Source organism: Nocardia amikacinitolerans (genome assembly GCF_900215415.1).
In the GTDB taxonomy this organism is placed as follows: Bacteria; Actinomycetota; Actinomycetes; order Mycobacteriales; family Mycobacteriaceae; genus Nocardia; species Nocardia amikacinitolerans.
The window spans coordinates 190,000-216,209 of sequence record NZ_OBEG01000002.1; the positions used below are offsets into that span (position 1 = coordinate 190,000).

The 26,210-nt window shown below is 70.2% G+C and carries 19 protein-coding genes; 14 read left to right on the forward strand and 5 right to left on the reverse strand.

Annotated features, from left to right (window positions below; genetic code table 11):
- Positions 1–90 precede the first annotated feature (90 nt).
- Positions 91–492: a DoxX family protein gene (locus CRP45_RS09180; protein WP_097244763.1), complete on the forward strand. Its 402-nt coding sequence runs from the start codon at positions 91–93 to the stop codon at positions 490–492.
- Between the two features lie 13 nt (positions 493–505).
- Here CRP45_RS09180 and CRP45_RS09185 read toward each other — a convergent pair whose 3' ends face one another.
- Entirely contained in the window at positions 506–4,096 is a 3,591-nt protein-coding gene (locus CRP45_RS09185; protein WP_097244764.1) for an ATP-dependent helicase, read from the reverse strand.
- Complete coding sequence (locus CRP45_RS09190) at positions 4,093–7,977, reverse strand: PD-(D/E)XK nuclease family protein (RefSeq protein WP_245910115.1); 3,885 nt, start codon at positions 7,975–7,977, stop codon at positions 4,093–4,095. Before CRP45_RS09190 ends, CRP45_RS09185 begins: the two co-directional genes overlap by 4 nt.
- 156 nt (positions 7,978–8,133) lie before the next feature.
- Between CRP45_RS09190 and CRP45_RS09195 the strand changes: the two genes are divergently transcribed.
- The 9 genes from CRP45_RS09195 to mtnC all read left to right on the forward strand — a co-directional run bounded on the left by CRP45_RS09195 (position 8,134) and on the right by mtnC (position 15,768).
- Positions 8,134–8,910: an alpha/beta fold hydrolase gene (locus tag CRP45_RS09195; RefSeq protein WP_097245405.1), complete on the forward strand. Its 777-nt coding sequence runs from the start codon at positions 8,134–8,136 to the stop codon at positions 8,908–8,910.
- A gap of 112 nt (positions 8,911–9,022) precedes the next feature.
- Positions 9,023–9,322 (forward strand): MGMT family protein, encoded by a 300-nt coding sequence (locus tag CRP45_RS09200; RefSeq protein WP_245910116.1) that lies wholly within the window; start codon positions 9,023–9,025, stop codon positions 9,320–9,322.
- 9 nt (positions 9,323–9,331) lie between these two features.
- Positions 9,332–10,081 carry a VOC family protein gene (locus CRP45_RS09205; RefSeq protein WP_097244766.1) on the forward strand — a complete coding sequence of 250 codons (750 nt, stop codon included), beginning with the start codon at positions 9,332–9,334 and terminating at the stop codon, positions 10,079–10,081.
- 101 nt (positions 10,082–10,182) lie between these two features.
- Positions 10,183–11,922: an NTP transferase domain-containing protein gene (locus CRP45_RS09210; protein ID WP_097244767.1), complete on the forward strand. Its 1,740-nt coding sequence runs from the start codon at positions 10,183–10,185 to the stop codon at positions 11,920–11,922.
- Positions 11,923–12,045: 123 nt separating this feature from the next.
- Positions 12,046–12,210 (forward strand): hypothetical protein, encoded by a 165-nt coding sequence (locus tag CRP45_RS33745; RefSeq protein WP_179830828.1) that lies wholly within the window; start codon positions 12,046–12,048, stop codon positions 12,208–12,210.
- A 195-nt stretch (positions 12,211–12,405) separates the two neighbouring features.
- Positions 12,406–12,753 (forward strand): DUF1330 domain-containing protein, encoded by a 348-nt coding sequence (locus tag CRP45_RS09215; protein WP_097244768.1) that lies wholly within the window; start codon positions 12,406–12,408, stop codon positions 12,751–12,753.
- 95 nt (positions 12,754–12,848) lie between these two features.
- Positions 12,849–14,516, forward strand: a complete 1,668-nt coding sequence (gene mtnA, locus CRP45_RS09220; RefSeq protein ID WP_097245407.1) for an S-methyl-5-thioribose-1-phosphate isomerase — start codon at positions 12,849–12,851, stop codon at positions 14,514–14,516.
- Entirely contained in the window at positions 14,513–15,088 is a 576-nt protein-coding gene (locus CRP45_RS09225) for a 1,2-dihydroxy-3-keto-5-methylthiopentene dioxygenase (RefSeq protein WP_067789465.1), read from the forward strand. The genes mtnA and CRP45_RS09225 overlap by 4 nt, the downstream gene beginning before the upstream one ends.
- Positions 15,085–15,768 carry an acireductone synthase gene (gene mtnC, locus CRP45_RS09230; RefSeq protein WP_097244769.1) on the forward strand — a complete coding sequence of 228 codons (684 nt, stop codon included), beginning with the start codon at positions 15,085–15,087 and terminating at the stop codon, positions 15,766–15,768. Before CRP45_RS09225 ends, mtnC begins: the two co-directional genes overlap by 4 nt.
- A gap of 62 nt (positions 15,769–15,830) precedes the next feature.
- Here the strand turns inward: mtnC and CRP45_RS09235 are convergent, their stop codons facing one another.
- The 3 genes from CRP45_RS09235 to CRP45_RS09245 all read right to left on the reverse strand — a co-directional run bounded on the left by CRP45_RS09235 (position 15,831) and on the right by CRP45_RS09245 (position 18,638).
- Positions 15,831–16,772 (reverse strand): hypothetical protein, encoded by a 942-nt coding sequence (locus CRP45_RS09235; RefSeq protein WP_067789568.1) that lies wholly within the window; start codon positions 16,770–16,772, stop codon positions 15,831–15,833.
- Between the two features lie 427 nt (positions 16,773–17,199).
- Positions 17,200–18,045 (reverse strand): helix-turn-helix transcriptional regulator, encoded by an 846-nt coding sequence (locus tag CRP45_RS09240; protein WP_097244770.1) that lies wholly within the window; start codon positions 18,043–18,045, stop codon positions 17,200–17,202.
- 428 nt (positions 18,046–18,473) lie between these two features.
- Complete coding sequence (locus CRP45_RS09245; RefSeq protein WP_218841124.1) at positions 18,474–18,638, reverse strand: YdeI/OmpD-associated family protein; 165 nt, start codon at positions 18,636–18,638, stop codon at positions 18,474–18,476.
- Positions 18,639–19,106: 468 nt separating this feature from the next.
- On the opposite strand from CRP45_RS09245, the gene CRP45_RS09250 reads away from it, so the two are divergent.
- The 4 genes from CRP45_RS09250 to narI all read left to right on the forward strand — a co-directional run bounded on the left by CRP45_RS09250 (position 19,107) and on the right by narI (position 26,196).
- Positions 19,107–22,862 (forward strand): nitrate reductase subunit alpha, encoded by a 3,756-nt coding sequence (locus CRP45_RS09250; RefSeq protein ID WP_425436927.1) that lies wholly within the window; start codon positions 19,107–19,109, stop codon positions 22,860–22,862.
- A gap of 132 nt (positions 22,863–22,994) precedes the next feature.
- Complete coding sequence (gene narH, locus CRP45_RS09255) at positions 22,995–24,764, forward strand: nitrate reductase subunit beta (protein ID WP_245910117.1); 1,770 nt, start codon at positions 22,995–22,997, stop codon at positions 24,762–24,764.
- On the forward strand, positions 24,761–25,441 hold the full coding sequence (gene narJ / locus CRP45_RS09260; protein ID WP_067789453.1) for a nitrate reductase molybdenum cofactor assembly chaperone: 681 nt from the start codon (positions 24,761–24,763) through the stop codon (positions 25,439–25,441). Before narH ends, narJ begins: the two co-directional genes overlap by 4 nt.
- Positions 25,438–26,196 (forward strand): respiratory nitrate reductase subunit gamma, encoded by a 759-nt coding sequence (narI, locus tag CRP45_RS09265; protein WP_097244773.1) that lies wholly within the window; start codon positions 25,438–25,440, stop codon positions 26,194–26,196. Before narJ ends, narI begins: the two co-directional genes overlap by 4 nt.
- Positions 26,197–26,210: the final 14 nt, after the last annotated feature.

The following is a 26,210-nucleotide window of genomic DNA, read 5'->3' on the forward strand; positions in this document are numbered from 1 at the left end:
TCCCTCCGGCACAGCACGGGAGCCTACCGGGTCCGCGCCGCACCGCTCGGACTCGACGCGAACAGCCGGTGAATGTCAGGGTGAGTACCCATGGCAGACATTCGACCGACCACCGACGATGGCCGACGGCCCGCGCTACTACTGGCGGCCTTGCTGTTCGGCGCCGGGGTGATGCACTTCGTGGCGCCCAAGTTCTTCGACGCGACGATCCCGCGAGCGTTGCCCGGCCGGGCCCGCGACTACACCTATGTCTCCGGCGTCGCCGAATTCGGTGTGGCGGCGGCACTCGCGGCGCCGCGAACCAGGCGGCTCGGCGGGCGGCTCGCCGCGCTGCTGTTCGTCGTCGTCTTCCCCGCGAACGTGCAGATGGCGGTGGATGCGGCGCGCAGCGAGAAGGCATCCCGCGCGCTGAAGATCGGCACGGTGCTGCGGCTGCCGTTGCAGATTCCCTTGGTCACCACGGCGTTGAAAGTCGCGCGCCGCGGCCGATAGGTGTGCCGCGGGGTCAGTCGTCCTGTCTGACCGGCGCGGCCGAACGGATGAGCTCGGCGAGTTCCTCGGGTCCGGGCAACTCCGCGGGCGCGATGGTGCGGCCCGAGCGCACGTAATGGAAAGCGGCGCCTATCTTGTCGAGCATCTCGTGTTCGGTGCCGCCGTGTCGCGCGGCCATCAGGCGGGCCCAGGCCAACCGGTAGATGGCGAGCTGCATGGCGACCGCGGGCTCGTCGGCGGGTCCGGGTTCGGCGCCGGTCTTCCAGTCGACGACGGTCCAGCCGCCGCCGGGTTCGGCGAACACCGCGTCCATGCGGCCGCGGATCACGGTGCCCGCGATCGACGTCTCGAAGGGCACCTCGACGTCGAGCGGACTGCGGTGCGCCCACGGCGAATTCAGGAACGCGTCCTGCATCCTGGCCAGTTCGGCGTCGACGCTCGCGTCGTGCGGGTCGGGTTCGCCCGCGCCGGGAAGCTCGTCGAGCCCGAGCAGCCGGGTGCCCGCGAACCAGCGCTGCACCCAGGCGTGGAACGCGGTGCCGCGGCGGGCCAACGGATTCGGCGGGTACGGCAGCGGACGGCGCAGGCGCCGAGCGAGTTTCGCGGGATCTGCGCGCATCTCCACCAGGGCGGTTGCGGGAATCTGGCCGGGCAGTTCCACCTCCTGGGCTGCGGCGAGGTTCGCCTCGTGCTCGGCGAGCAGCGCGTCGACGTCGGCAGCCCAGCCCTCTGGGTCGTCCGGGTCGACGGCCTGATCGGCCGGGACGAACTCGTCAGGCGGCGGCTCGAAGTCGTCGGGTGGCGGTGCGAAATCGTCGGCGGGAGAAGTCAGTTCGTCGATCGAGAACAGCGCTTCCGGCTCAGCCTCTAGCACCGGCGCGGTTGCCTTGACAGGGCTCTCGTCTCGTGCGGATGATGCCGTGGGCCGTGCGTCGGCGGGCTTGGCGCGCAGGTCGGCCAGCGCGGTACGGACCAGAGCGGCGCCCTGCTCGATCGGGTCGCGGCGCGGGCCGAGCGGATCGCGCGGCCACTCGGCGGTCGCCGGATTGTCGGTGAACGGATTGACCGCGTCGACCTCGGGCGGATCGTCCCACCGCGCGATGTCGAGCACGCCGAACGCGGGCCCGCCTGCCGACTCGCTCGCGTTCTTCAGCTCCAGAAGGAAGTCCGACGGTCCCTTGGGGGTCGAGCCGGTCTCTGCCCAGTGGTGCGCCGAAACCAGCAGCACCCGTTCGGTTCTGGTGAGCGCGACGTAGAACAGCCGCCGTTCCTCGTCGAGGCGCCTGCGGTCCAGCGCGCCCTTGTGCGTCTTGATGGCGGCCTCCAGATCGGCCCGGGCGTACAGGTCCGAGAGGTCGAGGACCGGGACGCCCTCGGCGGCGTCGTCCTGGATGCGGTCGCCGCGCAGCGAGGTCGGCAACTCGGCAAGCGCGCCGAGCCACGTCGCCGAGGCGGCGCCCGAGGGGAAGACGCCGCGCACCACGTGCGGAACCGCGACGATCTCCCATTCCAGCCCTTTGGCCGCGTGCACGGTCAGCACCTGCACGCGATCCTTGGCGACCTCCACCTCGCCGGGCTCTAGCCCGTTCTCGACCGACTCGGCGGCGGCGAGGAACGCGAGCAGACCGCTCAGCGTGGCGCCCGAGTCGGCCGCGTAGCCGGCGACGACTTCGGCGAACGCGTCCAGATGTTCGCGTCCCGCTCCAGTACCTGCCATGGCGCGGCGCGCCTGGGTCTCGACGCCGACGCCGATGGTGCGCTCCACGTCGGCCACGAGTTCGACCAGCGGCTGGCCGCTGCGTTCACGCAGTGCGGCGAGTTCCCTGCCGAGCGCCTCGATGCGGCTGTAACCCGAGGCCGAATAGTTCTCCGGCGGACCGGGATCGGCGATCGCGTCGGCCAAGCCCGCCTGCTCCGCTGGTTCGGGTGCCACCTCGCGCAGCGCGGCGGCGAGCGCGGCGCTGTCGGTGATCTCGTCGGTCTCGCCGCCGGAGAGCCTGCTGATGGACAGTTCCCGCGCGCGCTTGGCGAGCGCGGCGAGATCGGCGACGCCGAGGCGCCAGCGGGCGCCGGTGAGCACACGCACGGCCGCGCTGCCCGCGGCGGGCTCGGCGATCAGGCGCAGGGTGGCGACGATGTCGGCCACCTCCGGCGTGGCGAGCAGGCCGCCGAGACCGACGATCTCCACCGGAAGCCCTTGGTTGCGTAGCGCTTCCGCGAGCGGTGACGCATCGGCGTTGCGGCGCACCAGAACCGCCGAGGTCGGCGGCGGCTCCCCCGCCGCGTGCCGCGCGGACCATTCGGCCGCGATCCGCTCGGCGACCCAATCCCGCTCCTCGGCAACGGTTTCGGTCAGCGCGACCGCGACGACGCCCGGTTCGGCATGGGGTTTGGCGCGCAGTGCGTCGACGGTCACCCCGCCCGCGTCGAGCGCGGTGCGGCGCAGCGGTTCGGCGACCAGGTTGGCCAGCGCGAGCGCCTCTGGCGGATTGCGCCAGCTGGTCAGCAGCGGCAGGATCGGCGCTGGCACGCCGGGGGCCAGCGGGAAGTCGGTGGCGAAACGGGGCAGGTTGGCGGCCGACGCGCCACGCCAGCCGTAGATGGACTGCATCGGGTCACCGACTGCGGTCACCGCCAAACGCCGTGCGACGCCGCCGTTTTCGGGACGCAGCTCGGAAGCCGCTGGCGCTTCGCCGCCGAACAGCGCGGCCAACAGGATGCGCTGGGCGTGGCCGGTGTCCTGATACTCATCGAGCAGGACGAGCCGGAACCTGCCGCGCTCGGCGATCGCCACCTCCTGATGCTCGGCCGCCAGCCGCGCCGCCAACGACATCTGGGCGCCGAAGTCCAGCGCACCGCGGCGGCGCAGCGCGGCGGCCAACTGCTGGACCAGCGGCAGCAGCGCCACCCGCTCGCGCTGCACCTGCACGATGGACAGCAGCGCCTGGCTGGGCCCGCCGCGCTGGCGCGGTCCCGCGGGCAGGGTGTGCACGAGCTTTTCCAGCTCGGTGTGCGCCTCGGCCAGTTGCTCGGCCTCCACCAGGTGTTCGGCGAGCTGACCGGAGAGCGCCAGCACCGCCTCGGTGACCGAGACCGGCGTGCGGTCGGTGTCCAGGTCGCCGTCCCATGCCCGCACCACCTGGTGCGCGAGCTGCCACAGTTGCGTCTGGGTGAGCAGCGTGGCCGACGGCTCCACCGGAAGCAGCAGGCCGTGCTCGGTGAGCAGCCGACCTGCGTAGGAGTGGTAGGTGCTGATCTCGGGTTCGGCGCCGGAGAGCTGGGCACGCAGCTCGCCCGACGCGTCCAGATCGCGCAGCAGCTGTGAACCCGCCAACCGGGCCAAGCGGGTACGGATGCGAGCGGTCAACTGCTGCGCGGCTTTTCGCGTGAAGGTCAGGCCGAGAACCTGATCGGGCAGCACCAGCCGATTGGCCACCATCCAGACCACGCGCGCGGCCATCGTCTCGGTCTTGCCCGCGCCCGCACCCGCCACGACCAGGGTCGGCCCGGGCGGCGCGGCGATCACGGCTGCTTGTTCGTCGGTCGGGGGTGGCAGGCCGAGCGCCTCGGCGATCCGCAGCGGCGACACCGCGGGGTGACTCACTCGTCGGTCACCTGCCTTCCGGTGTCCTGCACCGGGCAGCTGCCCGCGACCGCGCAGTGACGGCACCCGTCGTTGCGCATGGCGAGGTAGCTCGGGCCGCGGGTGGACGCGGCGGCGTCGTGGATGGTATCGCGCCACTTGTCCAGCGCCGCGCGGTCGAGCGGCTCCTGCATGCGCTGGGTGGCGCCCTCCTTGCTGCTCGGCTTGGCGACGTACACCAGCCGCGCGCCACCCGGCTCCGCAGCCGATTCCGTTGACCCACCGGCATTCTCGTCGAGCGCGCCGAGCGCGGCGGCCACCTGGTAGGTCGCCAGCTGCGCGTGGTCGGCGGCGGCCTGCTTGCTGATCGGTGTCTTGCCGGTCTTCACGTCGACGATCACGAAGCGCCCCATGGCATCCCGCTCCAGCCGGTCCACCCGGCCCTTGATCCGCACCGGCGGTTCGCCGTCGCCGCGCGGCGCGAGCACGGTGTCGACGGGCACCTCGACGCCGACCTGGGTGAGTTCGCCTCGAGTGTTGCGGATCCAGGCCATGAAGGTCTCCAGCATCGCCTCGGTGCGCCGCAGCTCTTGGCGGGAATGCCAGCCGGTGCCGGGATCGATGGCCTGCCAAGCCCGGTCGAGCGCCGCGCGCACCTGCGCCTCGGGCACCTTGCCCGCCAGCGCCTGCACCAGGGTGTGCACCAGATTGCCTTTGACGGCGTGCGGGTTGTCGCCGTCGGTGCCGCCGTGCCGTTCCAGCGCCCAGCGCAGCGGGCAGGTGCGCAGCAGCTCCACGGTGGACGGCGACAGCGCGACCGCCGTCTCCTCGTCGTCCCACAGCGGGCGCAGCGAGCTGAGTTCGGCTGTGCCGTACCACTCCTCGGGGTGGGTGCCGCGCACACCGGCGTGCGCCAACCGAGCCAGCTGGTGCGCGGCCCTGCGGCGGCGCTCCGGGTCGGCCTCGGCGTCGCAGACCACGCCGCGCAGCTCGGCCACCAGCGAGTGCATGACGAGGGCGCGACCGGGATCGGCCACCGGCAACGCGCCGGGCTCGGTGTCGTCGTCGTGGCCGAGCAGCTCGGCGAGGAACCGCGAGGGCACCAGATCGCGCTCGCCCGAGACGGATTCGACCGCCGTCACCAGCAGCGAGCGCCGCGCCCTGCTGCACGCGACGAGCAGCAGCCTGCGCTCCTCGGCCAGGATCGGCGCGGCGCGGCTGACCTGTTCGCCCGCCAGACCGATGCCCGCGCCGAGATCGACCAGGTCCTCGGTGTGCAGCAGGGTGCCGCGCGGCCGGGGGTTGGGCCAGATACCCTCCTGGACGCCCGCGACCGCGACCACGTCCCACTCCCGACCCGCCGCGGCGTGCGCGCTGAGCAGGGCGACCGCCTCACCCGGCGCGGTCAGCGGCGCGGTGTCCTGCGGAATCTCCTGCTGCACGAGGTATTCCACGAAACCCTCGATGCCGGCCCGAGGAATGCGGTCGACGTAGGCGGCCGCGGCGTCGAACAGGCCGACGGCGGCGTCGAGATCGCGGTCGGCCTGCATACCGACCGCGCCGCCGCGTTCGGACTGGGCGACCCAGCGCCGCTCCAGGCGCGAGGCGGTCCACAGCGCCCACAGCACGTCCTCCAGACCGGTGGCCCGCCTGCGCGCCTTGCGTGCGCGATCCAAGGCGTCGAGCACGCGGCGCAGCGGGGCGGCCTCGACGTCGGTGAGGCGGTCGAGCAGTGCGCGATCGCCGATGCCGACCAGCAGATCGCGCAAGACCTCGGCCGACGACTGGTCGAGCGGGCTGGGATGTGCCGTGTCGCTCGGGGTTTCGTCGTCCTGTGCCGAATCGGCGGCTCCGCGATCAACCGGGCGCTCGTCGCCGGGACGGCTCGGCGTCGCACTGTCGTCCGCGTGCTCGGCGACCTCCAGACCCCATTCGAGATCGGCTTCTCGCCACTCCGATTCACTGACGATCCAGTCGGGGTCGACGGCCGACCACTCGGTGTCCCCTGCCTCCGTATCGAATTCGTCCTCTGGCGGCGCATCCTCCCTCGAAAGCGCGTCCGGCGGCGCATCCTCCGCCGAAAGCGCTTCTGCCGGAGCATCATCCGGCGAAAGCACGTCCGACGGCACATCATCCTGCGGGGGCGCATCATCGGACGGCACATCCTCCGGCGAAAGTGCGTCCGACGGCACGTCATCCGGCGAAAGCATGTCCGACGGCACGTCATCCGGTGGAAGCGCCTCCGGCGGCGCATCATCCGGTGGCGGCGCATCCTCCGGCAACGGCACGTCGTCCGACGTCGTCGCCGCGGACCACGCCTGTCCTTCCGCACGCTTCGCCGACTTGCGCTCCAGCTCCAGCACCGCGCGCCGGACACCACGACGCAACCGCCGCAGCGTGATCTGGTCCGCGCCGCCGAGCGGACCGGAGAGCAGATCGAGCGCGTCCTCGGCGGAGAACATCGACTCTCCCGCCCGGCGCGACCGTTCGCCCGCGAGCAGCGCGCGCAACGCGAGCAGCATCCAGGCCGCGCCACGCCGCCGCGCCAACGGCACGTCCAGTGCGGGCTGCTGCACCGGAACGCCTGCCGCGAGCAACGCGCGCCGCAGCGGAGCCAGCGAGAGCGGGACCGAGCGGACGATCACGGCCATCTCCGACCACGGCACCCCGCCGGTGAGGTGGGCGCGCCGCAAATGGTCGGCGATCAGCGCCGCCTCCTTGGCGGGCGTGGCGAGTACGCGGACGCGGACCGCGGCGCCGTCGTCCGCGGGCGCCGACGCGCGGTCGGGTAGCGAAAAGCGTTGCGGCGCACTGCCGGGCAACCTTGCCGCGACCCTGGCGACGGCCAGCTGCACCTGCGGGCCGGAGCGGTGGTTGTGCCGCAACACGATTCGCTGTTCCTCGGGCCCACCTGGCTCGGCCGCGAAGCGCGGGTCGGCGCCGCGGAAGGCGAAGACGCCCTGATCCGGATCGCCAGCGACGACCGCGCAGTGCGCCGCCGCCCCGATGACGCGGACCAGTAGCGCCGCCTGCGGGTCGAGATGCTGCGCGTCGTCGACCAGCAGGTAGTCGATCCTGGCTCGTTCGGCGGCAAGCAGATTCGGGTCGGTGGCGAGCGCGTCCAGTGCCGCGCCGATCAGCTCGGCGGCGTCCAGCGCGGGCGCGGTCGCTTCGGGCGCCTCGACGCCGACCGACCAGCGCAGCAGCATGGCCTGCTCGTAGCGCTGCGCGAAGCGGCCCGCCGCCACCCACTCCGGCTTGCCGTGCTCGCGGCCGAGCGCCACCAGATCCTCCGGGCCGATGCCGCGTTCGGTGGCCCGCAGCAGGAGGTTGCGCAACTGCTCGGCGAACCCGGCGAGGCCGAGCGCGGGCTGCAATCGCTCCGGCCACAGTCCGGTCGCGCCGTCGGCGATGTCGTCGAGGTCGCCGCGCAGCATCTCGCGCAGCACGGCATCCTGCTCGGCACCGGTCAGCAAACGCGGCGGCGGGTTGCCGTGCGCTGCGGCGTGCCTGCGCAACACCGCGAAGGCGTAGGAGTGCAGGGTGCGCACCAGCGGCTCCCGCGTCGCACCGGGGACACCACCTTCGGCGTCGGGTCCGGTACCGCTCAGGCGCGCGGTAATGGCGTCGCGCACGGTGGCCGCCGCCTGCTTCGAATGGGTCAGGAGCAGCACCGATTCCGGATCGGCTCCGGCCGCGATGCGCGCGGCGGCGAGGTCGGTGAGCAGCGCGGTCTTGCCGGTACCCGGTCCGCCGAGCACCTGCCAGGGCCGCCACCCCTGGCGCGCGGGGGCGGGGCCTGCCGTGGCCTCGAGCAGTGGGCGCACGTCGGCGCCCCAGAGCCGCGCCCGGGGTGCCGTTGCGTTCCGGCGAACAAGTCGCACCGCGCTATCCGATCGCACCACGTCGGCTATTGCAACAGACGGGGCCGACACGCCGCGGCCCCGCTCCGGCCGGACGTTGTCCACGTCACGGCCACCTCCGCGACACCGGGGCGTCGACCACCGCCTGCGGCCGTCCGGGATGACGTGCCGCGCCCGACCCGACAGAATGGCCCGGTGCCGACTCTCCACGTTCACCGCTTCGGTCCCGCCACGGGCCCGACCGTGCTCGCCCTGCACGGGCTCACCGGGCACGGCCACCGCTGGGCCGCGCTGGCCGCCGAGCATCTGCCCGAGGTCCGTGTCGTAGCGCCGGACCTGCGCGGGCACGGCCGGTCGACCTCGCTGCCGCCGTGGGACTTCGAGACGATCGTCGCCGACCTCGTCGAACTGCTCGCCGCAGAGGTCGACGGGCCGGTGCTGGTGGTCGGCCATTCCTTCGGCGGCGCGGTCGGCGTGCACCTGGCCGCACGGCACCCGGAGCTGGTGCGGGGGCTCGTCCTGCTCGATCCCGCGATCGCGGAGGACGCCGGCCTGCTCTCCGACATCGCGGCGCGGACCATCGCGTACCCCGACTACGCCGACATCGAGCACGCGCGCAGGGACAAACTCGCCAGCGCCTGGCACGACGTCGAATCCCGGCTGCTGGAGGCGGAACTGGCCCAGCACCTGGTGCCCACCGAGAACGGCAGGGTCGGCTGGCGGCTGAGCGTGCCCGCCGTCATCTCCTATTGGGGCCAGCTGGCGCGCGCGTTCGTGCTGCCGCCCGCCCAGCTGCCGACGGTGCTCGTGCAGGCGATGAAGGTGCAGCCGCCGTTCGTGACCGCCGAGTTCCGCGCGGCACTGGCCGCACACCTCGGGCCGCGGCTGACCGTGCACGAGTTCGACTGCGACCACATGGTCGCGCAAGCCCGTCCGGCCGAAACCGCGGCCCTGATCCGCGCGGCCCTCTAGGAACCAGACCGTGCCGACTTCTCGCAAACGTCCGCCGATCGAAGGTGACCCCCAGCCGGTCGGACAGACCAAAGGTCACCCTCGATCGGCCGGGCGGACTTCCGACGCGCAGATCGAGCTGGTGCGCGAGCTCGTCGCGAGCATTCCGCCCGGCATGGTCGCCACCTACGGCGACATCGCCGCGGCGGCCGGGCTCTCGACCCCGCGCACGGTCGGCTGGATCATGCGCACCGACGCCGCCGACCTGCCGTGGCACCGGGTGCTGCGTGCGGGCGGCAGGCCCGCCACGCATCTGGCCGACCGTCAGTTGCGCCTGCTCGCCGCCGAAGACGTGCCGATCGAGGACGGCAGGGTGAATCTGCGCGAGGCGCGTTTCCGGTTTCCCGAAGTTCGGGATGCGCCAAGGCGTTAACGTGGAATCATGTCCACCCGCCTGGCGTGTGTCGTCTTCGATGCGCAGCGGCCGCGCGTCGTCGCGGAGTTCTGGGCTCAGCTGCTCGGCTGGTCGGTCACCGTCGACCGGCCGGACGAGGTCGACGTCGCCGCGCCCGACCCGGACGGCCTCGACATCGCACTGACGTTCCTGCCCGCGGACATCCCGAAGAGCGGCAAGAACCGTCTGCACCTCGACCTGGCGAGCCGCTCGCTCGACCACCAGCGAGTTCAGGTGGACAGGGCGCTCGCGCTCGGCGCGCGGCACGTCGACATCGGACAGGGCGGCGTGCCGTGGGTGGTGCTCGCCGACCCCGAGGGCAACGAGTTCTGCGTGCTCGAGCCGAGGGAGCAGTACGTGGACACCGGCGCGGTGGCGGCCATCGTGGTGGACACGCGGGATCCGGCGCGGCTCGCCGCGTTCTGGTCCACCGCCTCGGGCTGGCCGATCGTGCATTCCGGCGCCAAGGTCGCGGGTCTTCGTTCGGCGACGGGCCTCGGGTCCTGGCTGGAGTTCGTCCGCAACCAGGACGCGAAGCAGGGACGCAACCGGCTGCACCTCGATCTGACGGCGTTCCCGACCGACGATCCCGCCGCCGAGCTGGCACGGCTGCGCGAAGCGGGCGCAACGCCGGTCGACGCGGGCGCGTTCGGCGGCGTCCCCGGCACCGTGCTCGCCGATCCAGAGGCCAACGAGTTCTGCTTGCTCCGCCGGGCGACGGACCTGTCGCGCGTCTGAGCCGCGACCGGGATCGCCCCGCCGACGGCCTGCGTTCCCCGGCCGCCGCGCGCCCGAATTAGCATTTCGGACATGGTGTACCTCGGTGCGGAGCCAGTCCGGTGACGGCCGCCGACGCGATCGTGCTCGCGGGCGGGCGGGCCAGCCGCATGGGCGGGGTCGACAAACCCGCGATCGTGATCGGCGGCCGGTCGATGCTGGACGCGGCGCTCGCCGCGGTCGCCGGTCGCGGGCGCACCGTCGTCGTCGGGCCGCACCGGCCGGAGCTGAATCCGGAGATCCGGCAGGTCCGCGAGGTGCCGCCGGGATCGGGTCCGGTGGCCGCGGTCGACGCCGGATTGCGCGCGCTCGCCGGTTCCAGGGCGCCGCTGGTGGTGGTGCTCGCCGCCGACATGCCCTTCGTGACGCCGGGCACGATCGCCGAATTACTCAGGCACGAAGCCGAATCCGGCGCCGAGGCGGTGTTCGCCGCGGACGAGTCGGGCCGCCCGCAGTATCTGATCGGCGTCTGGCGCCGCTCCGCGCTCAATGCCGCACTCGCCGAACTGGATTCGCTGATCAATCAGCCGATGAAGGCGCTGGTGCCCGCCGACACCGTGATCGTCGGGCTGTCCGGTATCGCCGACTGCGACACCGAGGACGAGGTGCGCCAGGCGCGAGCACGGGCCGCGGACACCACGCCGCTGACGCTCGACGAAGCGCGAAACACGCTGCGCGACGGCCTCACCCGGCTCACCGCCTACCGGACGGACCTGCCGAGCGTGCGCGGCGCCGCGCTGGCCGCGCCGCTCACCGCGGCCGAGGCGCTGCCTCGCTTCGACGTCTCCGCGATGGACGGGTACGCCGTCGCCGGAGACGGGCCGTGGCGGTTGCGCCGCGACATCGGCTTCGCGGGCGGACAGCGCCCGGTCGGTCTGCTGCCGGGTGAGGCGGTGCGCATCGCCACCGGGGCGCACGTGCCAGACGGCACCACCACCGTGATCCGTGACGAGTTCGTCCGGGTGGGCTCCGACGAAACCCTGCACCGCCTGCCCGAGACGCCGATCCGCGACGACATCCGCCGCCGCGGCGAGGACCGCTCACCCGGGGATCTGGTCGCGCCGGAGGGCGCGCGGGTGACCGCCGCGCTGATCTCGGCGGCGGCCAGCGTGGAGGTCACCGAGGCCGCGGTGCGCGGGCCCGTCCGGGCGCGCGTCGTGATGACCGGCGACGAGATCCGCAGCGACGGCCCGCTGCGCGCCGGCCAGACCAGGGATTCGATCGGGCCGATCCTGCCGGATCTGCTCGCCGGGTCGGGCATCCGGACGGTGGACCGGGTGCACCTGCGCGACACCCCCAACGGCTTCGACGAGGTCCTCGCCGCGTCCACCGACTGCGACCTGCTGGTCATCGTCGGCGCGACGGGCGGCGGCGCGGCCGATCAGCTGCGCGGCGCGATCGCGCGCGCCGAGGCCCGCGTGCTGGTGCCGCGCCTGCGACTACGTCCGGGCGGATCCACCATCGTCGCCGAAACTCCCGGCGGGACAACGGTTCTCGGCCTGCCCGGGAATCCGTTCGCGGCCGTCGCCACGCTGCTCGCGCTCGCACCCGCCATCGTGGCGGGACGCACCGGCGCTCAGCAGGATCGCCCGCTGACCGGCCCGCTGCACAATGCCGCCGACGTGTCGGGACCGGTCACCCGCATCGTGCCCGCGCGCATCGCCCCGACCGGTGGCTGGATCGGCGATCCGACCGTGCGCACGGCCCATCTGGGCGGTCTCGTCGACCGCGACGGGCTCGTCGTCGTCCCCGCCGAGGCGTCCGACGGCATTTCCGTGGAATTCCTACTTCTGCCGTTCTGAAAAATCGGCCCCCGACCGGCGGCTCTCGACATATTTTCACTTTCCCCTTCCTCGAGTGATGCGCGCTCGCTATGGTGTTGTCGTTAGGCGAAATCAAATCACTTCGGAAAGGACCGAGTGGAGATGGCTGAAAAGTCGAAGAAAACGCCTAAGAAAATGCCCAAGCAGATGCCACGGCAGCAGCAACAGCAGCGCCAGGAGCAGGACCAGAGGGGCATGAATCGAGCTGGGCGGGACCGGATTCCCGAAGAGCAGCGGGAGCAGGACCGGCGTCACGGCCAGAACTGAGCGACTCAAAACTGCGTCTGCCGGTTTCTGCGGAACCGGCAGACGCAGTTTCTTTTCGTAGAGCTCACCAATTCATCGCAACGCCACAATCCCTTCCCTCTATTACCTCGCGGGTAATCGACGCGCGCCGCGAACGGCGATACGTTCGGCACACCGCTCGCCACGGAGCGGCCCGCCGCGTCGAAGGGACCGATCATGTCCGCGTATGGCTTCGCCCACCTGCGCAGCCGCCGTCCACACCCGGAGATCCTGGAATACCTGGAGCGCATCCAGGACACCTTGGACCCGTTCGACGGCCGGTTCGTGATCCACGGACCGCCCGCCGAGGTGGTGGAAGGCGAGTGGCCAGGCAGCATGGTGCTGATCGAGTTCCCGGATCTGGCGCGGGCGCGGGCCTGGTACCGCTCGCCCGCGTACCAGGCGATCCTGCGGCTGCGAGCCGATCACATCGACGGCGACCTGGTACTCGTCGAAGGCGTCGGCCCGGATTACGACCCGAGCGAACGAGCCGCGAAGCTGCGCGCCGAGGCTGCCCAGTCCTGAGTCTGCCCAGCGCTGAGCCGATTGTCGGCGACCCGGCCCGGTCGGATACCGTTTACCAGGCAGAATGCAGCTCTTCGCGACAAAGGATGCGCCTGATGGACGACAGTTCCCTGGTCTGGGACGACGGTGCCCTGGTCACCATCGACCAGCGCGGGCTGCCCCACGAGGTGCGCGAGCTGCGGCTCGGCACCGTGGACGAGATCATCGAGGCCATCAAGACGCTCGCCATCCGCGGCGCGCCCGCGATCGGGATCGCGGGCGCGTTCGGCGTGGTCATCGCGACCGCCGCGCACACCGTCGACGGTGTGGTGGACGAGGCGCGGGTGCAGTCCGAGGCCGACCGCATCGCCGCAGCGCGACCGACCGCGGTGAATCTGGCCTGGGCCGTCGAACGGGTCCGCACCCGGATTCCGGCCGGAGCCGACGCGGTGCTCGCCGAAACCCTGGACATGCTCGCCGAGGACGGCCGCGTCAACCGGGCCGCCGCCACGCACGCCGCCGACCTGGTCCAGCGACTCTGCGCGGACCGACCGCTGCGGGTGCTCACCCACTGCAACACCGGCCGCCTGGCGACCAGCGCGTTCGGCACCGCGATCGGCACGCTGCGGGTCCTGGCCGAGCGCGGCGCGATCGAGAACGTGCTTGTCGACGAGACCAGGCCGCTGCTGCAAGGTGCGCGGCTGACGGCCTGGGAGCTGGCCGAGGCGGGCATCCCGCACCGGCTGACCATCGATTCGGCCGCCGCGTGGGCGATGGCCACCGGCCAGGTCGACTGCGTGCTTGTCGGCGCGGACCGGGTCACCGCCAACGGCGACGTGGCCAACAAGATCGGCACCTACGCCGTCGCCCTCGCCGCGCACCGGCACGGCATCCCGTTCATCGTGGTGGCGCCGGAATCGACGCGGGACCCGAACACCGCCACCGGCCGCGACATCGTCGTGGAGGAGCGGGCCGCGGCCGAGGTGACCGGATTCGGCGGCGTCGCAACGGCTCCCGCGGACACCGAGGTGTTCAACCCGGCCTTCGACGTGACGCCGAGCGAGCTGGTCACGGCGGTCGTCACCGAGAACGGCGTGGTGCACGGCACGAACAGTGCGGCGACAGAACCTGTTTCGGCGGCCCGAACCGAACTCGCCGACATCGCAAGGGAACTCTACGGCCGCGGCTGGATGCCGGGCACGGCGGGCAACCTCTCGGTGCGCGACGGCGCGACCGCCGTCGTCACCGGCAGCGGACTGTCGAAGGGCGAGCTGACCCCAGCGGACATGGTGACCGTCGCCGTCGAGGACTCCGCCCCGCTGCCGGGTCAGCGGCGGAAACCCTCCGCCGAGACCACCATTCACACCGCGGTGTACCGCACCACCGACGCCGGAGCCGTCGTGCACGTACACTCGCCGTACGCGACCGCGCTGGCGACCGAGGCCGGCGCGGCCGAGCGCGAAACCACCCTGCGCATCACCGATTTCGAGCTCATCAAGGGACTCGGTTCCGCCGACCCGTCGGCGATCGATATCCCGGTGTTCCCCAACTGGCGCGACGTCCCGCGCATCGGCGCCGACATCGAACGCTATCTCCGCGACAACCCCGCCGCCCCACCCGTGTTGTGCATCGCCGGGCACGGCATCACCACCTGGGGGGAGAATCTCTCCCGGGCGCGCGATCGCGCCGAATGCCTGGAGGCGCTGTGCGAACTGGTGATTCGCACCGGCCGCAGGCACGCCTTCGCCACGCCCGCCGAGTCACTCGAGATTGGACTGACATGACCCTGCTCCAAGTGATGGCCGCCGACAACGCCGCCGACGTGCGGGTGCGGACCACCGACGACACCGTGATCGCCGCCGAACTCGCCGCGCACGGCATCGCGTTCGAGCGCTGGCCCGCGCTCGAAGAGGCCGCCGCGACCTCCTCCGATGACCTGCTCGCCCACTACGCCGACCGGGTCGCCGAGCTCAACGCCTCCGGCCGCTACAAGCACATCGACATCGCGCGCATCCACCCCGACGACGCGAACCCCGAGTGGCCCGCCATCGCCAAGGGCGCCAGAGAGAAGTTCCTGAACGAGCACCGGCACGCCGAGGACGAGGTGCGCTACTTCGCGGCAGGCCGCGGCTGCTTCTATCTGCACCTGGGCGACGAGGTGCTCGCGGTGGTCTGCGAGGGCGGCGATCTGCTCTCGGTCCCGGCGGGCACGCTGCACTGGTTCGATATGGGTACCCGCCCCGATTTCATCGCGATCCGCTTCTTCGAGGAGGAGGACGGCTGGATCGGCGACTTCACCGGCGACCGGATCAGCGAGGGCTTCCCCACCCTCGACGAACTGCTCACCGCCTCGTGACCAGCGCGATCGTCCTCGACATCGAGGGAACAACGAGCCCGACCAGCTCCGTGCGCGAGGACCTGTACGGATACACCAGGGATCGGCTGCCGCAGTGGCTCGCCGACAACAGCGCCGGAGCGGCGGCGCCGGTTCTCGCGGGTGCCAGGGAACTGGCCGGACGTCCGGACGCGGATATCGCCGAGGTGGCCGAGATCTTGCGCGGCTGGCTCGGCTCGGACGTCAAGGCCGAGCCGCTGAAGACCGCGCAGGGCTTGATCTGCCACGAGGGTTTCCGCAGCGGGGCGCTGCACGGCGAGTTCTTCCCGGATGTCGCACCCGCGCTGGCGGAATGGAAGGCCGCCGGGCTGACGCTGTACGTGTACTCCTCGGGTTCGGTGCGCAACCAGCGCGATTGGTTCGCCTTCGCGCGCGGCGGCGAACTCGGCTCGCTGATCAGCGGGTACTTCGACCTGTCCACCGCGGGCCCGAAACGTGAAGCCGCGTCCTACGACAAGATCGCGGGCGCGGTCGGCGTGCCCGCGGCCGAGATCCTGTTCCTCTCGGACCACCCGGACGAACTGGACGCGGCCGTCGCGGCGGGCTGGTCGGCCGTCGGCGTGCACCGGCCCGGCGAACCCAATCCGCCGCGGCCGCCGCACCGATGGATCGGCTCTTTCGCCGAGATCGATCCCGCCTGAGCCCCGGACCGGGCGCTATCGCCCGGATCCGGGTCGGCTTACCTCCGGCCGTGCGCCGGGTGTCAGGCCCCGGACGCGCGCACCTGCGGACGCACGGCGCCGATGCGGCCGTGCTGCACCGTCGCGAAGATTCGGCGCGCGTGCACCGCGACGGGACTGGTCGACCACGGCGCGAGCGCGGTGGTGAACATCAGCTCGCACCAGGACAGCGCGGGCACGTCACCCGCGGCGAGCGTGGCGATGAGCGACATCTCGGTGTCGTGCCCCGCCCACGCGGCGAGCAGCCAGCCCGCGTCCAACCTGCCGAGGAACTCCTCGGCGTCCTCCGGCGGGCCGTGCGGGGTGTCCACCGCGAGGTGCACCGTCGCCGCGATCGCGTGGCGCATCTTGGCATCGAGGCCGACGGCGTCGTGCAGCAGCAGCGCCTCGAGCGCGGCGCGCAACTCCACGCCGAGATCGACCGTCTGCTTCCCACCGATCGAACCGATGTCTCCTGCGTCGCGGATCATGGGCAACCCTTCCTCGATGTCGTTGTTCGTGTGGGTGTCGACGGCGCGTAGATGTCTGCCGGGTGCCTGCTCCTGGGATTCGCCGTCCATCAGATCGACTAGCGCGCCAGGATTCCAGTCCAGGCTGCCGAAGACCTGGCACCAGTCCAGCGCCGGATTGTCTTCCGAGCAGATCAGGTCGAGCACGAGACCGGACATGGACGCGGTGCAGGCCAGGGTGACGATATCGATGTCCGGTTCGGTCACCGTGAGATGCAGGGTGGCCTCGGCGTGGCCCGCGTCCGCGCGAGCCCGTCCGGCCAGCCACACCGCCCGGTTCGCGGCGGCCATCGCGCCCGCGCGCCGATCGCCGTGCGGATGATCGGCGTCGCCGTCGAGAAACGGTCCGTACCACAGTGCGCGCCCCTCGTCGCCGCAGACCGCGAACGTTCCGTTCGCGCAGTTCGCGGCCGCCGCCAGCGAGATATGCGGTACCAAACCGATGTCATCGACCATGAGCACACACTCCCCGCAATGTTCACGCAATCCGTTGTCTTTCGAGATCTGCACAGTGTCGCAACTAATTGCCCGACCGCGCCGATAAACGGATCAAATACGTTTCCCCAACCGTTGTCCAGACGAAGTGGAACTTCCCCCGCGCCCTGTGAGGTACCCCCACCGACCAGTGGAAGTACCGCAGAGCCGGTACCCGCGACGGGGCATGGCATATCTCCCGCAACGCATTTCGACAGCGTAGCCCGCGCGCTATCGTCTACCCATGAGTTCGTCGGAAAAGGTGCTACCCCAGCGGTTTTCGCGCACGGGTGGGCTCGGCGCCGCCCCGGAGACCGCTTCGCCGATGGGGCCGGCGGTCGCGTGCATGGCGATGCCGCGCGGTACGTTTCCCACGAAAACCGCGCTGCCACTGGGCCTTTACAACGAGCTACCCGCCGAGGGAGCCGTTGACCGCCGCCCCGTTGGCGATGCCTGCCCGCGCCGGGTGGTTGGGCGTGCGGATACCGAGGAAGAATTGAATCCGGCCGGGGTGACTTCCCGAATCCACCCGGAAGAGCTGCACGTCCAGGCTGAACGACCGTCCTGTTTCGATATCGCGGAGCAGCATTTGCGGACTTTCCCGGCCGTATGCGGTTCCCCCGGCCGCCCACATCCTGCGGAATTCCGGATACCGGCCGAGTTCGGCGAGCAATTCGGTGGACCAGTCGGCGCCCGCGGACTGCCCGATGAGTCCGCGCAGCCAGTCCACGGTGAGCGCGGCCTCGCGCTCCCATTCGACCATCACCCGCTTGGACACCTCGTTGCCGAAGAACCACCGCAGGACGTTCACGTCCTCGACCAAGCCGGGAAAGACGGCGGCGTAGGCGTCGTTGCAGGACAGGACGTTCCACCGGGTGTCGAGATAGCCCGCCGCGTTGGGCTCGTGCATCGCGAGGCCGTTGCGCATGTCCTGGGTGATCTCGGCGCGCAACTCGGCGACCGTCGGTGCCGAGGCGACGGCCAGCCCGGCCAGGTCGAACAGGTGTCTGCGCTCGGCGTCGGAGAGCGGCGCGATCCGGTGCAGGTATCCGATGAGCGCTTCGACCACCACTTTCGTCGGGTGGGCGCGGTCGCCGCCCTCCAGGTGCGTGATGTAGCTGGAACTCACCCCCGCCGCGAAGGCCAGCTTTTCCCGGGACACCCGCCGGTCGTCGCGGAACCTCCGCAACAACCCGCCGAAGGTCGGCGGTCGCAGGAGATCGCCCGTCCCGGCTTCGGTCGACTTGCGTGACACAGCTATTCGCTCCTATGAAAACGTAGATGTATCAACCAGTTGGCTACTTCCAAGTGGCAGCGCTGCCGAATCCCTCGCGCTCGCGGCACTCGGGCCGCGATACCGTTGTCCATGGCTCCAATCGTCGATGATCCGAGCTGTTGTCCATAGCGGACGATATTAACTGATATACCTTCTTTATATTCCGCACCACGCATGTGTCATGGTTACATTTCAGCAATCTCACGGGGCGTGAAAAGCCACCTCCGCCAGTGCCATTCATGACGCCGCACGCCCGCTCGGCAGAGACAAGTCGCTCGACCGACCATTCGAATGCGCGCACGTACGGCGCTATATCCGACCGGTCGGTACCCGTTTGCCCCGCCTCGCTGTCGCCCAAAAGAATTGAGCGAATCGATTCGGAAATGGCCGCCGTTCGAGGACGCGCGTCACCCCGCCGCGGCGACCACCGCAGCGATTCGCTTCGCGCGTGTCTCCGGGCGCTTGGCCGACTCGATCGCGCCGACGAGCTGACGGCGCCGCGCATAGCAGAGCGCGTCGAAGGCGGGGCGCGCGCTCGCGGCGGTCGACGCCGCCGCGAGATCCTCCGGCACCTCGACCGTTCTGCGGTGTCGCGGCGCACGGTGACCGCGACGGTGTCACCGGGGCCTATGCGCCGCCGGTTCTACGGCAAACGAATGGCGAACGACACGGGTCTGGACGAATCGGGGTCCGGCATGGTAGCCACGAGGGCAGTGGGCGGCGCCACAATTCGGGCTCTCCGACCCCGCCGCGTTGTGTTAACGATTGTAAACCGCCCGAGAACCCCCGGTTTCGAAAGCTTCACCGACAAGGCCCCGAAACACCTGCCCGCTGCCGTATTTCGGCCGGTCAGCCCGCATCGGCCCAGGTCACGTGAATGTCACCGAAGGTCGGTCGCAACCGCCCAGTGACCGGCAGGTTGCCGCGACCTCACAACTCACCGGCGGCCTCCGCGCGCTGTGAGAGAATCGTTTGGCCGCGCGTCTTCACCTCCTTACAGTCGGTGCAACAGCCCGATTTCACAGCTCGAAGGGGGCGTCGTGGTTAACTCACGCACTCATGTTTCGGCACCCTCCGATCAGGCGGGCCCGCTTTCCTCCGACGCCGGTGACGCATTGCTCCGGCTGGGCAAATACTTTCAGCGCGGCGAGGTCTCCTCGGACCAGCGCAGCCTGCACAAGGTCGGCGGCCGCGGCGCCGACGACTTCTATCGCGACCGCTGGGCGCACGACAAGGTGGTGCGCTCCACGCACGGCGTGAACTGCACGGGCTCGTGCTCGTGGAAGATCTACGTCAAGGACGGCGTGATCACCTGGGAGTCGCAGCAGACCGACTACCCCTCGGTCGGCGCGGACAAGCCCGAGTACGAACCGCGCGGCTGCCCGCGCGGCGCGTCCTTCTCCTGGTACACCTACTCGCCGGCGCGGGTGCGTTACCCGTACGTGCGCGGCGCGCTGCTGGAGCTGTACCGCGAGGCCAAGGCCGAGCTCAAGGACCCCGTGCTGGCCTGGGAATCCATCGTGGAGGACCCGGCGAAGGCCAAGAAGTACAAATCCGCCCGCGGTAAGGGCGGTTTCGTGCGCGCCGAGTGGTGGGAGGCCGCCGAGATCGCCGCTGCGGCGCACGTGCACACCATCAAGCGCTACGGGCCCGACCGGGTCGCGGGCTTCTCGCCCATTCCGGCCATGTCGATGGTCAGCCACGCCGTCGGCGCCCGATTCATCTCGCTGCTCGGCGGGTCGATGCTGTCGTTCTACGACTGGTACGCCGACCTGCCCGTCGCCTCGCCGCAGGTGTTCGGCGACCAGACCGACGTGCCGGAATCGGCCGACTGGTTCGACGCGGGCTACCTGATCATGTGGGGCTCCAACGTGCCCGTCACCAGGACACCGGACGCGCACTACATGACAGAGGCCCGCTACCGCGGCCAGAAGGTGGTCGTGGTCTCCCCCGACTACGCCGACAACACCAAGTTCGCCGACGAGTGGGTGCCGGCGCGGCCGGGAACCGATGCGGCGCTTGCCATGTCGATGGGGCACGTGATCCTGAAGGAGTTCTTCCTCCAGCGCGACACCCCGCGGTTCCTCGACTACGTCAAGCGCTACACCGACCTGCCGTACCTGGTCTGCCTGGACGACCCGGCGGGCTGGGACGCCGAGGGCGTCTACCACCACGACGGCGCGCTGGCGGGCAAGTTCCTCACCGCCGCCGATCTCGGCGAGACCGTCGAGGGCGCGGAGCACAAGCCGGTGCTGCTGGACGACGCGGGAAATCCCGTGGTGCCCAACGGTTCTCTCGGCCACCGCTTCAACGAGGCGGACGCCGGCAAGTGGAACCTGGACCTGGGTGGTGTCGACCCGCTGCTCAGTCTTTATGGCGCGGAGGGCAATCAGCCCGTCGCGGTGCGGCTGCCGCGCTTCGACACCGACAAGGCGGGCGTGCTGCTGCGCGGCGTGCCGACGGTGACCGTCGCGGGCAAGCGCGTGACTACCGTGTTCGACCTGCTGCTTGCCCAGTACGGCGTTGGGCGCGACGGACTGCCCGGTGAATGGCCGACCGGCTACGACGACGCCTCCACCCCCTACACCCCCGCGTGGCAGGAGAACATCACCGGCGTCCCCGCCAAGCAGGCCGAGCGCATCGCGCGCGAATTCGCCGACAACGCCGACCGTTCCGGCGGTCGCTCGATGATCCTGATGGGCGCGGGCACCAACCACTGGTTCCACTCCGACCAGATCTACCGCGCCTTCTTCACCCTGACGCTGCTCACCGGCTGCCAGGGCGTGAACGGCGGCGGCTGGGCGCATTACGTCGGTCAGGAGAAGTGCCGTCCGGTGACCGGTTGGGCCACTTTGGCTTTCGGTCTGGACTGGCAGCGTCCGCCGCGTCAGATGCAGGGCACCGTGTTCTGGTACCTGACCAACGACCAGTGGCGCTACGACCCGTTCACCGCCGAGTCGTTCGCCTCGCCGCTCGGCAAGGGCGCGTTCGAGGGCCGCACCGCGGCCGACAACATCGCGCTGGCCAGCAGGCTCGGTTGGATGCCGAGCTACCCGACCTTCAACCGCAACCCGCTCGATCTCGTCGACGAGGCCGAGGCCGCGGGCACGACGCCCGCCGAGCACGTCGTCGCGGGCTTGAAGTCCGGCGAGCTGCGCTTCGCCTGCGAGGACCCCGACGCGCCGGAGAACTTCCCGCGCTGCCTGACGGTCTGGCGGGCCAACCTGCTCGGCTCGTCCGGCAAGGGCAACGAGTACTTCCACAAGCACCTGCTCGGCGCGGACTCCAACCTGCAGGCGGGCGAGGCGACCGGCGTGCGGCCGCAGGAGCTGGTCTGGCGCGACGAGGCGGCGACCGGAAAGCTGGATCTGCTGCTCTCCCTCGACTTCCGGATGACGAGCACCACGCTGTTCTCCGACATCGTGCTGCCAGCGGCCACCTGGTACGAGAAGCACGATCTCTCCTCTACCGACATGCACCCGTTCGTGCACGCGTTCTCCCCGGCCATCTCCCCGCCGTGGGAGGCCAAGACCGACTTCGAGGCGTTCCACCGGATCGCCCGCGGCTTCTCCTGGATGGCCGAGAAGCACCTCGGCAAGCGCAAGGACATCGTCGCGGTGCCGTTGCAGCACGACTCGCCCGATGCCCTCGCGCAGGCGGGCGGGCGCGTGCTGGACTGGAAAGCCGGTGACTGCGAACCGATTCCGGGCAAGACCATGCCGAAGCTGGTGGTCGTCGAGCGCGACTATCCGAAGGTGGCCGAGAAGATGGCCGCGCTCGGTCCGCTGGTCGACACACTCGGCCTGACCACCAAGGGCGTGACCACCCACCCGGATGCCGAGGTGGAGTACCTGGCGGGCATGAACGGCACGGTGGTTTCCGGTGTGGCGCAGGGCCGTCCGTCGCTGGCCAAGGACACCCACGCGGCCGAGGCCATCCTCGCCCTCTCCGGCACCACCAACGGCCGCCTCGCGGTCGAGGGCTTCGAGGCGTTGGAGCGGCGCACCGGCACCAAGATGGCCGACCTGGCCGCCGAGCACGAAGGCAAGCGAATCACCTTCGCCGACACCCAGGCTCGGCCGGTGCCGGTGATCACCTCGCCGGAATGGTCGGGCAGCGAGACCGGCGGACGCAGGTACTCGCCGTTCACCATCAACACCGAACGGCTCAAGCCCTGGCACACCCTCACCGGGCGCCAGCACTTCTACCTCGACCACGACTGGATGATCGAACTCGGCGAACAGCTGCCGATCTTCCGTCCGCCGCTGGACATGACCGCGCTGTTCAGCGAGCCGGGCGTGGGTTCGGTGACCGAGAAGGGCGTCACCGTCAGGTATCTGACGCCGCACTCGAAGTGGTCGATCCACTCCGCCTACCAGGACAACCTGCACATGCTGACGCTCTCGCGCGGCGGTCAGTCGATCTGGATGTCGGACAAGGACGCCGCCAAGATCGGTGTGGCCGACAACGATTGGATCGAGGCGATCAACCGCAACGGCATCGTCGTCGCGCGCGCCATCGTCTCGCACCGCATGCCAGAGGGCACCGTGTTCATGTACCACGCGCAGGACCGCGCGGTGGACGTACCGCGCATCGAGGGCACCCCCGAGGTGAACGACGCGCGCGGCAAGCGCGGCGGTATCCACAACGCGCTCACCCGGATCATGATCAAGCCCTCGCATCTCATCGGCGGGTACGCGCAGCAGTCCTTCGCGCTGAACTACCACGGCCCCACCGGAAATCAGCGCGACGAGGTGACGACTATTCGCAAGCGGTCGCAGAAGGTGGAGTACTGACATGAGCCCGACGAGGTGCCGACGCTCTGTCCGATTGCGGTCGCAGAAGGTGGAGTACTGACATGACCCCGACGAGGTGCCGACGCTCTGTCCGATTGCGGTCCCAGAAGGTGGAGTACTGATATGCGTGTCATGGCACAGCTCGCCATGGTGATGAACCTGGACAAGTGCATCGGCTGTCACACCTGCAGCGTCACCTGCAAGCAGGCGTGGACCAACCGAGGCGGCACCGAGTACGTCTGGTTCAACAACGTGGAAACCCGTCCTGGACAAGGCTATCCGCGGCAGTACCAGGACCAGGAGAAGTGGAAGGGCGGCTGGACGCTCACCAAGCGCGGCAAGCTGACCCTGAAGTCCGGCTCGCGCATGAAGCGGCTGCTCAACATCTTCGCCAACCCGGACCTGCCCACCGTGTCGGACTACTACGACCCGTGGAGCTACGACTACGACAACCTGCTGTCCTCCCCCGCCATCGACACCACGCCGGTGGCGCGGCCGAAATCGCTGATCACCGGCGAGGACACGAAGGTCACCTGGGGCGCGAACTGGGACGACGACCTCGGCTCCGGCCCCGAGCAGGTGGGCAAGGACCCGCTGCTGAACAAGCTCTCGGACAAGGTGAAATTGGAGTTCGAAGAGACCTTCATGTTCTACCTGCCGCGCATCTGCGAGCACTGCCTGAACCCGTCGTGCGCGGCGTCCTGCCCCTCCGGCGCGATCTACAAGCGCGCCGAGGACGGCATCGTGCTGGTGGACCAGGACAAGTGCCGCGGCTGGCGGCAGTGCATCACCGGCTGTCCGTACAAGAAGATCTACTTCAACCACAAGACGGGCAAGGCGGAGAAGTGCACCTTCTGCTACCCGCGCGTGGAGGTCGGCATTCCGACGGTGTGCTCGGAGACCTGCGTGGGTCGGCTGCGCTACATCGGCGTCATGCTCTACGACGCCGACAAGGTGCTCGAGGCCGCGTCGGTCACCGACACCAAGGACCTGTATCCCTCGCAGCTCGGCGTCTTCCTCAACCCGCACGACCCGCGCGTCATCGCGGAGGCCGAGCGCGCCGGTATCTCGCCGGAATGGATTCAGGCGGCGCAGGATTCGCCGGTCTACAAGCTGATCGTCGACTACCAGATCGCGCTGCCGCTGCACCCGGAATACCGGACCATGCCGATGGTGTGGTACGTGCCGCCGCTCTCGCCGGTGGTGGACGTGCTCACCGAGACCGGGCACGACGGGGAGAATCACGCGAACCTGTTCGGCGCCATCGACGCGCTGCGCATTCCGGTGGAGTACCTGGCGGAGCTGTTCACCGCGGGTGAGCTCGGCCCGGTGCGCGCGTCGCTGCAAAGGCTCGCCGCCATGCGGTCTTTCATGCGGTCGGTGAACCTCGGTGAGGAACCTGACCCCTCGATCGCGCCGTCGGTGCGGCTGGAGCCCGAGGAGATCGAGGCGCTGTACCGGCTGCTCGCCATCGCGAAGTACGAGCACCGCTACGTGATCCCGCAGGGTGCGACTTCGCAAGCGCACGAACTGGATTCGCTCGCCACCGGATGCAGTCTCGACACCGACGGCGGGCCCGGTATGACCGCGTTCGATCAGATGGTGGAGAAGTTCCATCTGACCGACACCAATGGTGCCGCGCCGGAGGAGAAGTCGAACCGGATCAATCTGCTCAACTGGGATGGCAAGAGCACCGAGGGGTTGATCCCGACCAGCAATGGCGCTGGGTCCAACGGTGCTGGGCGGAACGGCTCGGCCAACGGCGCCGGGCACGACGACGCAGAGGCGAACGGCAGCAACGGCGCTGCCGAGGTGGGGGCCGCGAACGGCAGCAACGGCGCTGCCGGGAACGGTTCGTCCGCAGGGGACGTGACCGCGGCGCCGAGCGGGGCCGCCAGATGAGTTTGCTGAAGCTGCGGCGGCGGCCCGAGCCCGCCGTGCGAATGGCGGAGCGGGACCGTCGCCTGGTGTGGCGGCTCGCCGCGCTGCTGCTGGACTACCCCGGCCGGGACCTGCTGGCCATGCTGGACGAATTGGACGGCGCGGCAGAGCAATTGCCGGACGAGGTTCGCCCGCAGCTGGCCGGTCTGCTGACCCACCTGCGCACGACGCCGCCGATCGACCTGGCCGCCGACTACGTCGCGACCTTCGACATGCGACGCCGCGCCAGCCTGCACCTGACCTTCTACGCCTACGGCGACACCCGCAAGCGGGGCATGGCGCTGCTGCGTTTCAAGCACGCCTACCGGCACGCCGGGGTGGAACTCGGCGATCAGGAACTGCCCGACCATCTGCCTGTGCTGCTCGAATTCGCCGCGACGGTGGACCCGATCGGCGGCGAGCGCCTGCTCGGCGAGCACCTGCCGGTCATCGAGCTGCTGCGACTCTCGTTGTCCGACAGCGGTTCTCCGTACGCGGGGGCGCTTGCCGCGGTGGTGGCGACACTGCCGCCGCTCACCACGGCCGATCGGCGGCGCATCGCCGAGCTCGCGGCCGAAGGTCCGCCGGAGGAAGAGGTCGGCCTGGAACCCTTCGCCATGGACCCCACGATGTTCGCTCAATCGGAAGGCCGTCGATGAACGCCGTCCCGCACTTGCCCGTCGAGTTGTGGCTGATCCTGCCGTACGTCGCGTTCACCTCGTTCGTGCTCGGCCACATCTGGCGCTACCGCAACGACCAGTTCGGCTGGACCACCCGGTCCTCGCAGATCTACGAGAGCAGGCTGCTGCGGTTGGGCAGCCCGCTGTTCCACTTCGGCATGCTCGGGGTGTTCTTCGGGCACGTGCTCGGCGTGCTGATTCCCGAGTCGTGGACCGCGGCCGTCGGCATCAGTGATCACACCTATCACCTGATCGCGGTGGGCGCCGGATCGGTGGCCGGTCTCTCCGTGCTGGCCGGTGTCGGCATTCTGCTGTACCGCCGGTTCACCGTGACGGCGGTGCGCAAAGCGACCACCGCCAACGACAAGCTGATGTACGCCCTGCTCACCGCCGCGCTGGTCACCGGACTGACCAATACCTGGGGCGCCAACCTGCTGTTCGGCACCTACAACTACCGGGAAACCGTCTCCCCCTGGTTCCGCAGCCTGTTCACCCTGAACCCGCAACCGGAACTGATGGTCGACACCCCGTGGCCGTTCCAGCTGCACGGGCTTGTCGTCCTGGTCCTGGTCGCCCTGTGGCCCTACACCCGCCTTGTCCACATGTTCAGCGCCCCCATCGGCTACCTCACCCGCCCCTACATCGTCTACCGCCACAAACAACCCAACGCCACCGACTCCCGCCGCTACGCAAAAGCCTGGGACGCCCCGGTCACCCCAGAACGCTGGCGCTGAGAACGGATTTCGTC

What these genes read in the sequence shown, in the direction of transcription:
- CRP45_RS33745 (WP_179830828.1), top strand. Translation starts at nt 12,046, where the DNA reads ATGGCTGAAAAGTCGAAGAAAACGCCTAAGAAAATGCCCAAGCAGATG.
- mtnA (WP_097245407.1), top strand. Translation starts at nt 12,849, where the DNA reads ATGGACGACAGTTCCCTGGTCTGGGACGACGGTGCCCTGGTCACCATC.
- CRP45_RS09215 (WP_097244768.1), top strand. Translation starts at nt 12,406, where the DNA reads ATGTCCGCGTATGGCTTCGCCCACCTGCGCAGCCGCCGTCCACACCCG.
- CRP45_RS09180 (WP_097244763.1), top strand. Translation starts at nt 91, where the DNA reads ATGGCAGACATTCGACCGACCACCGACGATGGCCGACGGCCCGCGCTA.
- CRP45_RS09205 (WP_097244766.1), top strand. Translation starts at nt 9,332, where the DNA reads ATGTCCACCCGCCTGGCGTGTGTCGTCTTCGATGCGCAGCGGCCGCGC.
- narI (WP_097244773.1), top strand. Translation starts at nt 25,438, where the DNA reads ATGAACGCCGTCCCGCACTTGCCCGTCGAGTTGTGGCTGATCCTGCCG.
- narH (WP_245910117.1), top strand. Translation starts at nt 22,995, where the DNA reads ATGGCACAGCTCGCCATGGTGATGAACCTGGACAAGTGCATCGGCTGT.
- CRP45_RS09225 (WP_067789465.1), top strand. Translation starts at nt 14,513, where the DNA reads ATGACCCTGCTCCAAGTGATGGCCGCCGACAACGCCGCCGACGTGCGG.
- CRP45_RS09235 (WP_067789568.1), bottom strand. Translation starts at nt 16,772, where the DNA reads ATGGTCGATGACATCGGTTTGGTACCGCATATCTCGCTGGCGGCGGCC.
- narJ (WP_067789453.1), top strand. Translation starts at nt 24,761, where the DNA reads ATGAGTTTGCTGAAGCTGCGGCGGCGGCCCGAGCCCGCCGTGCGAATG.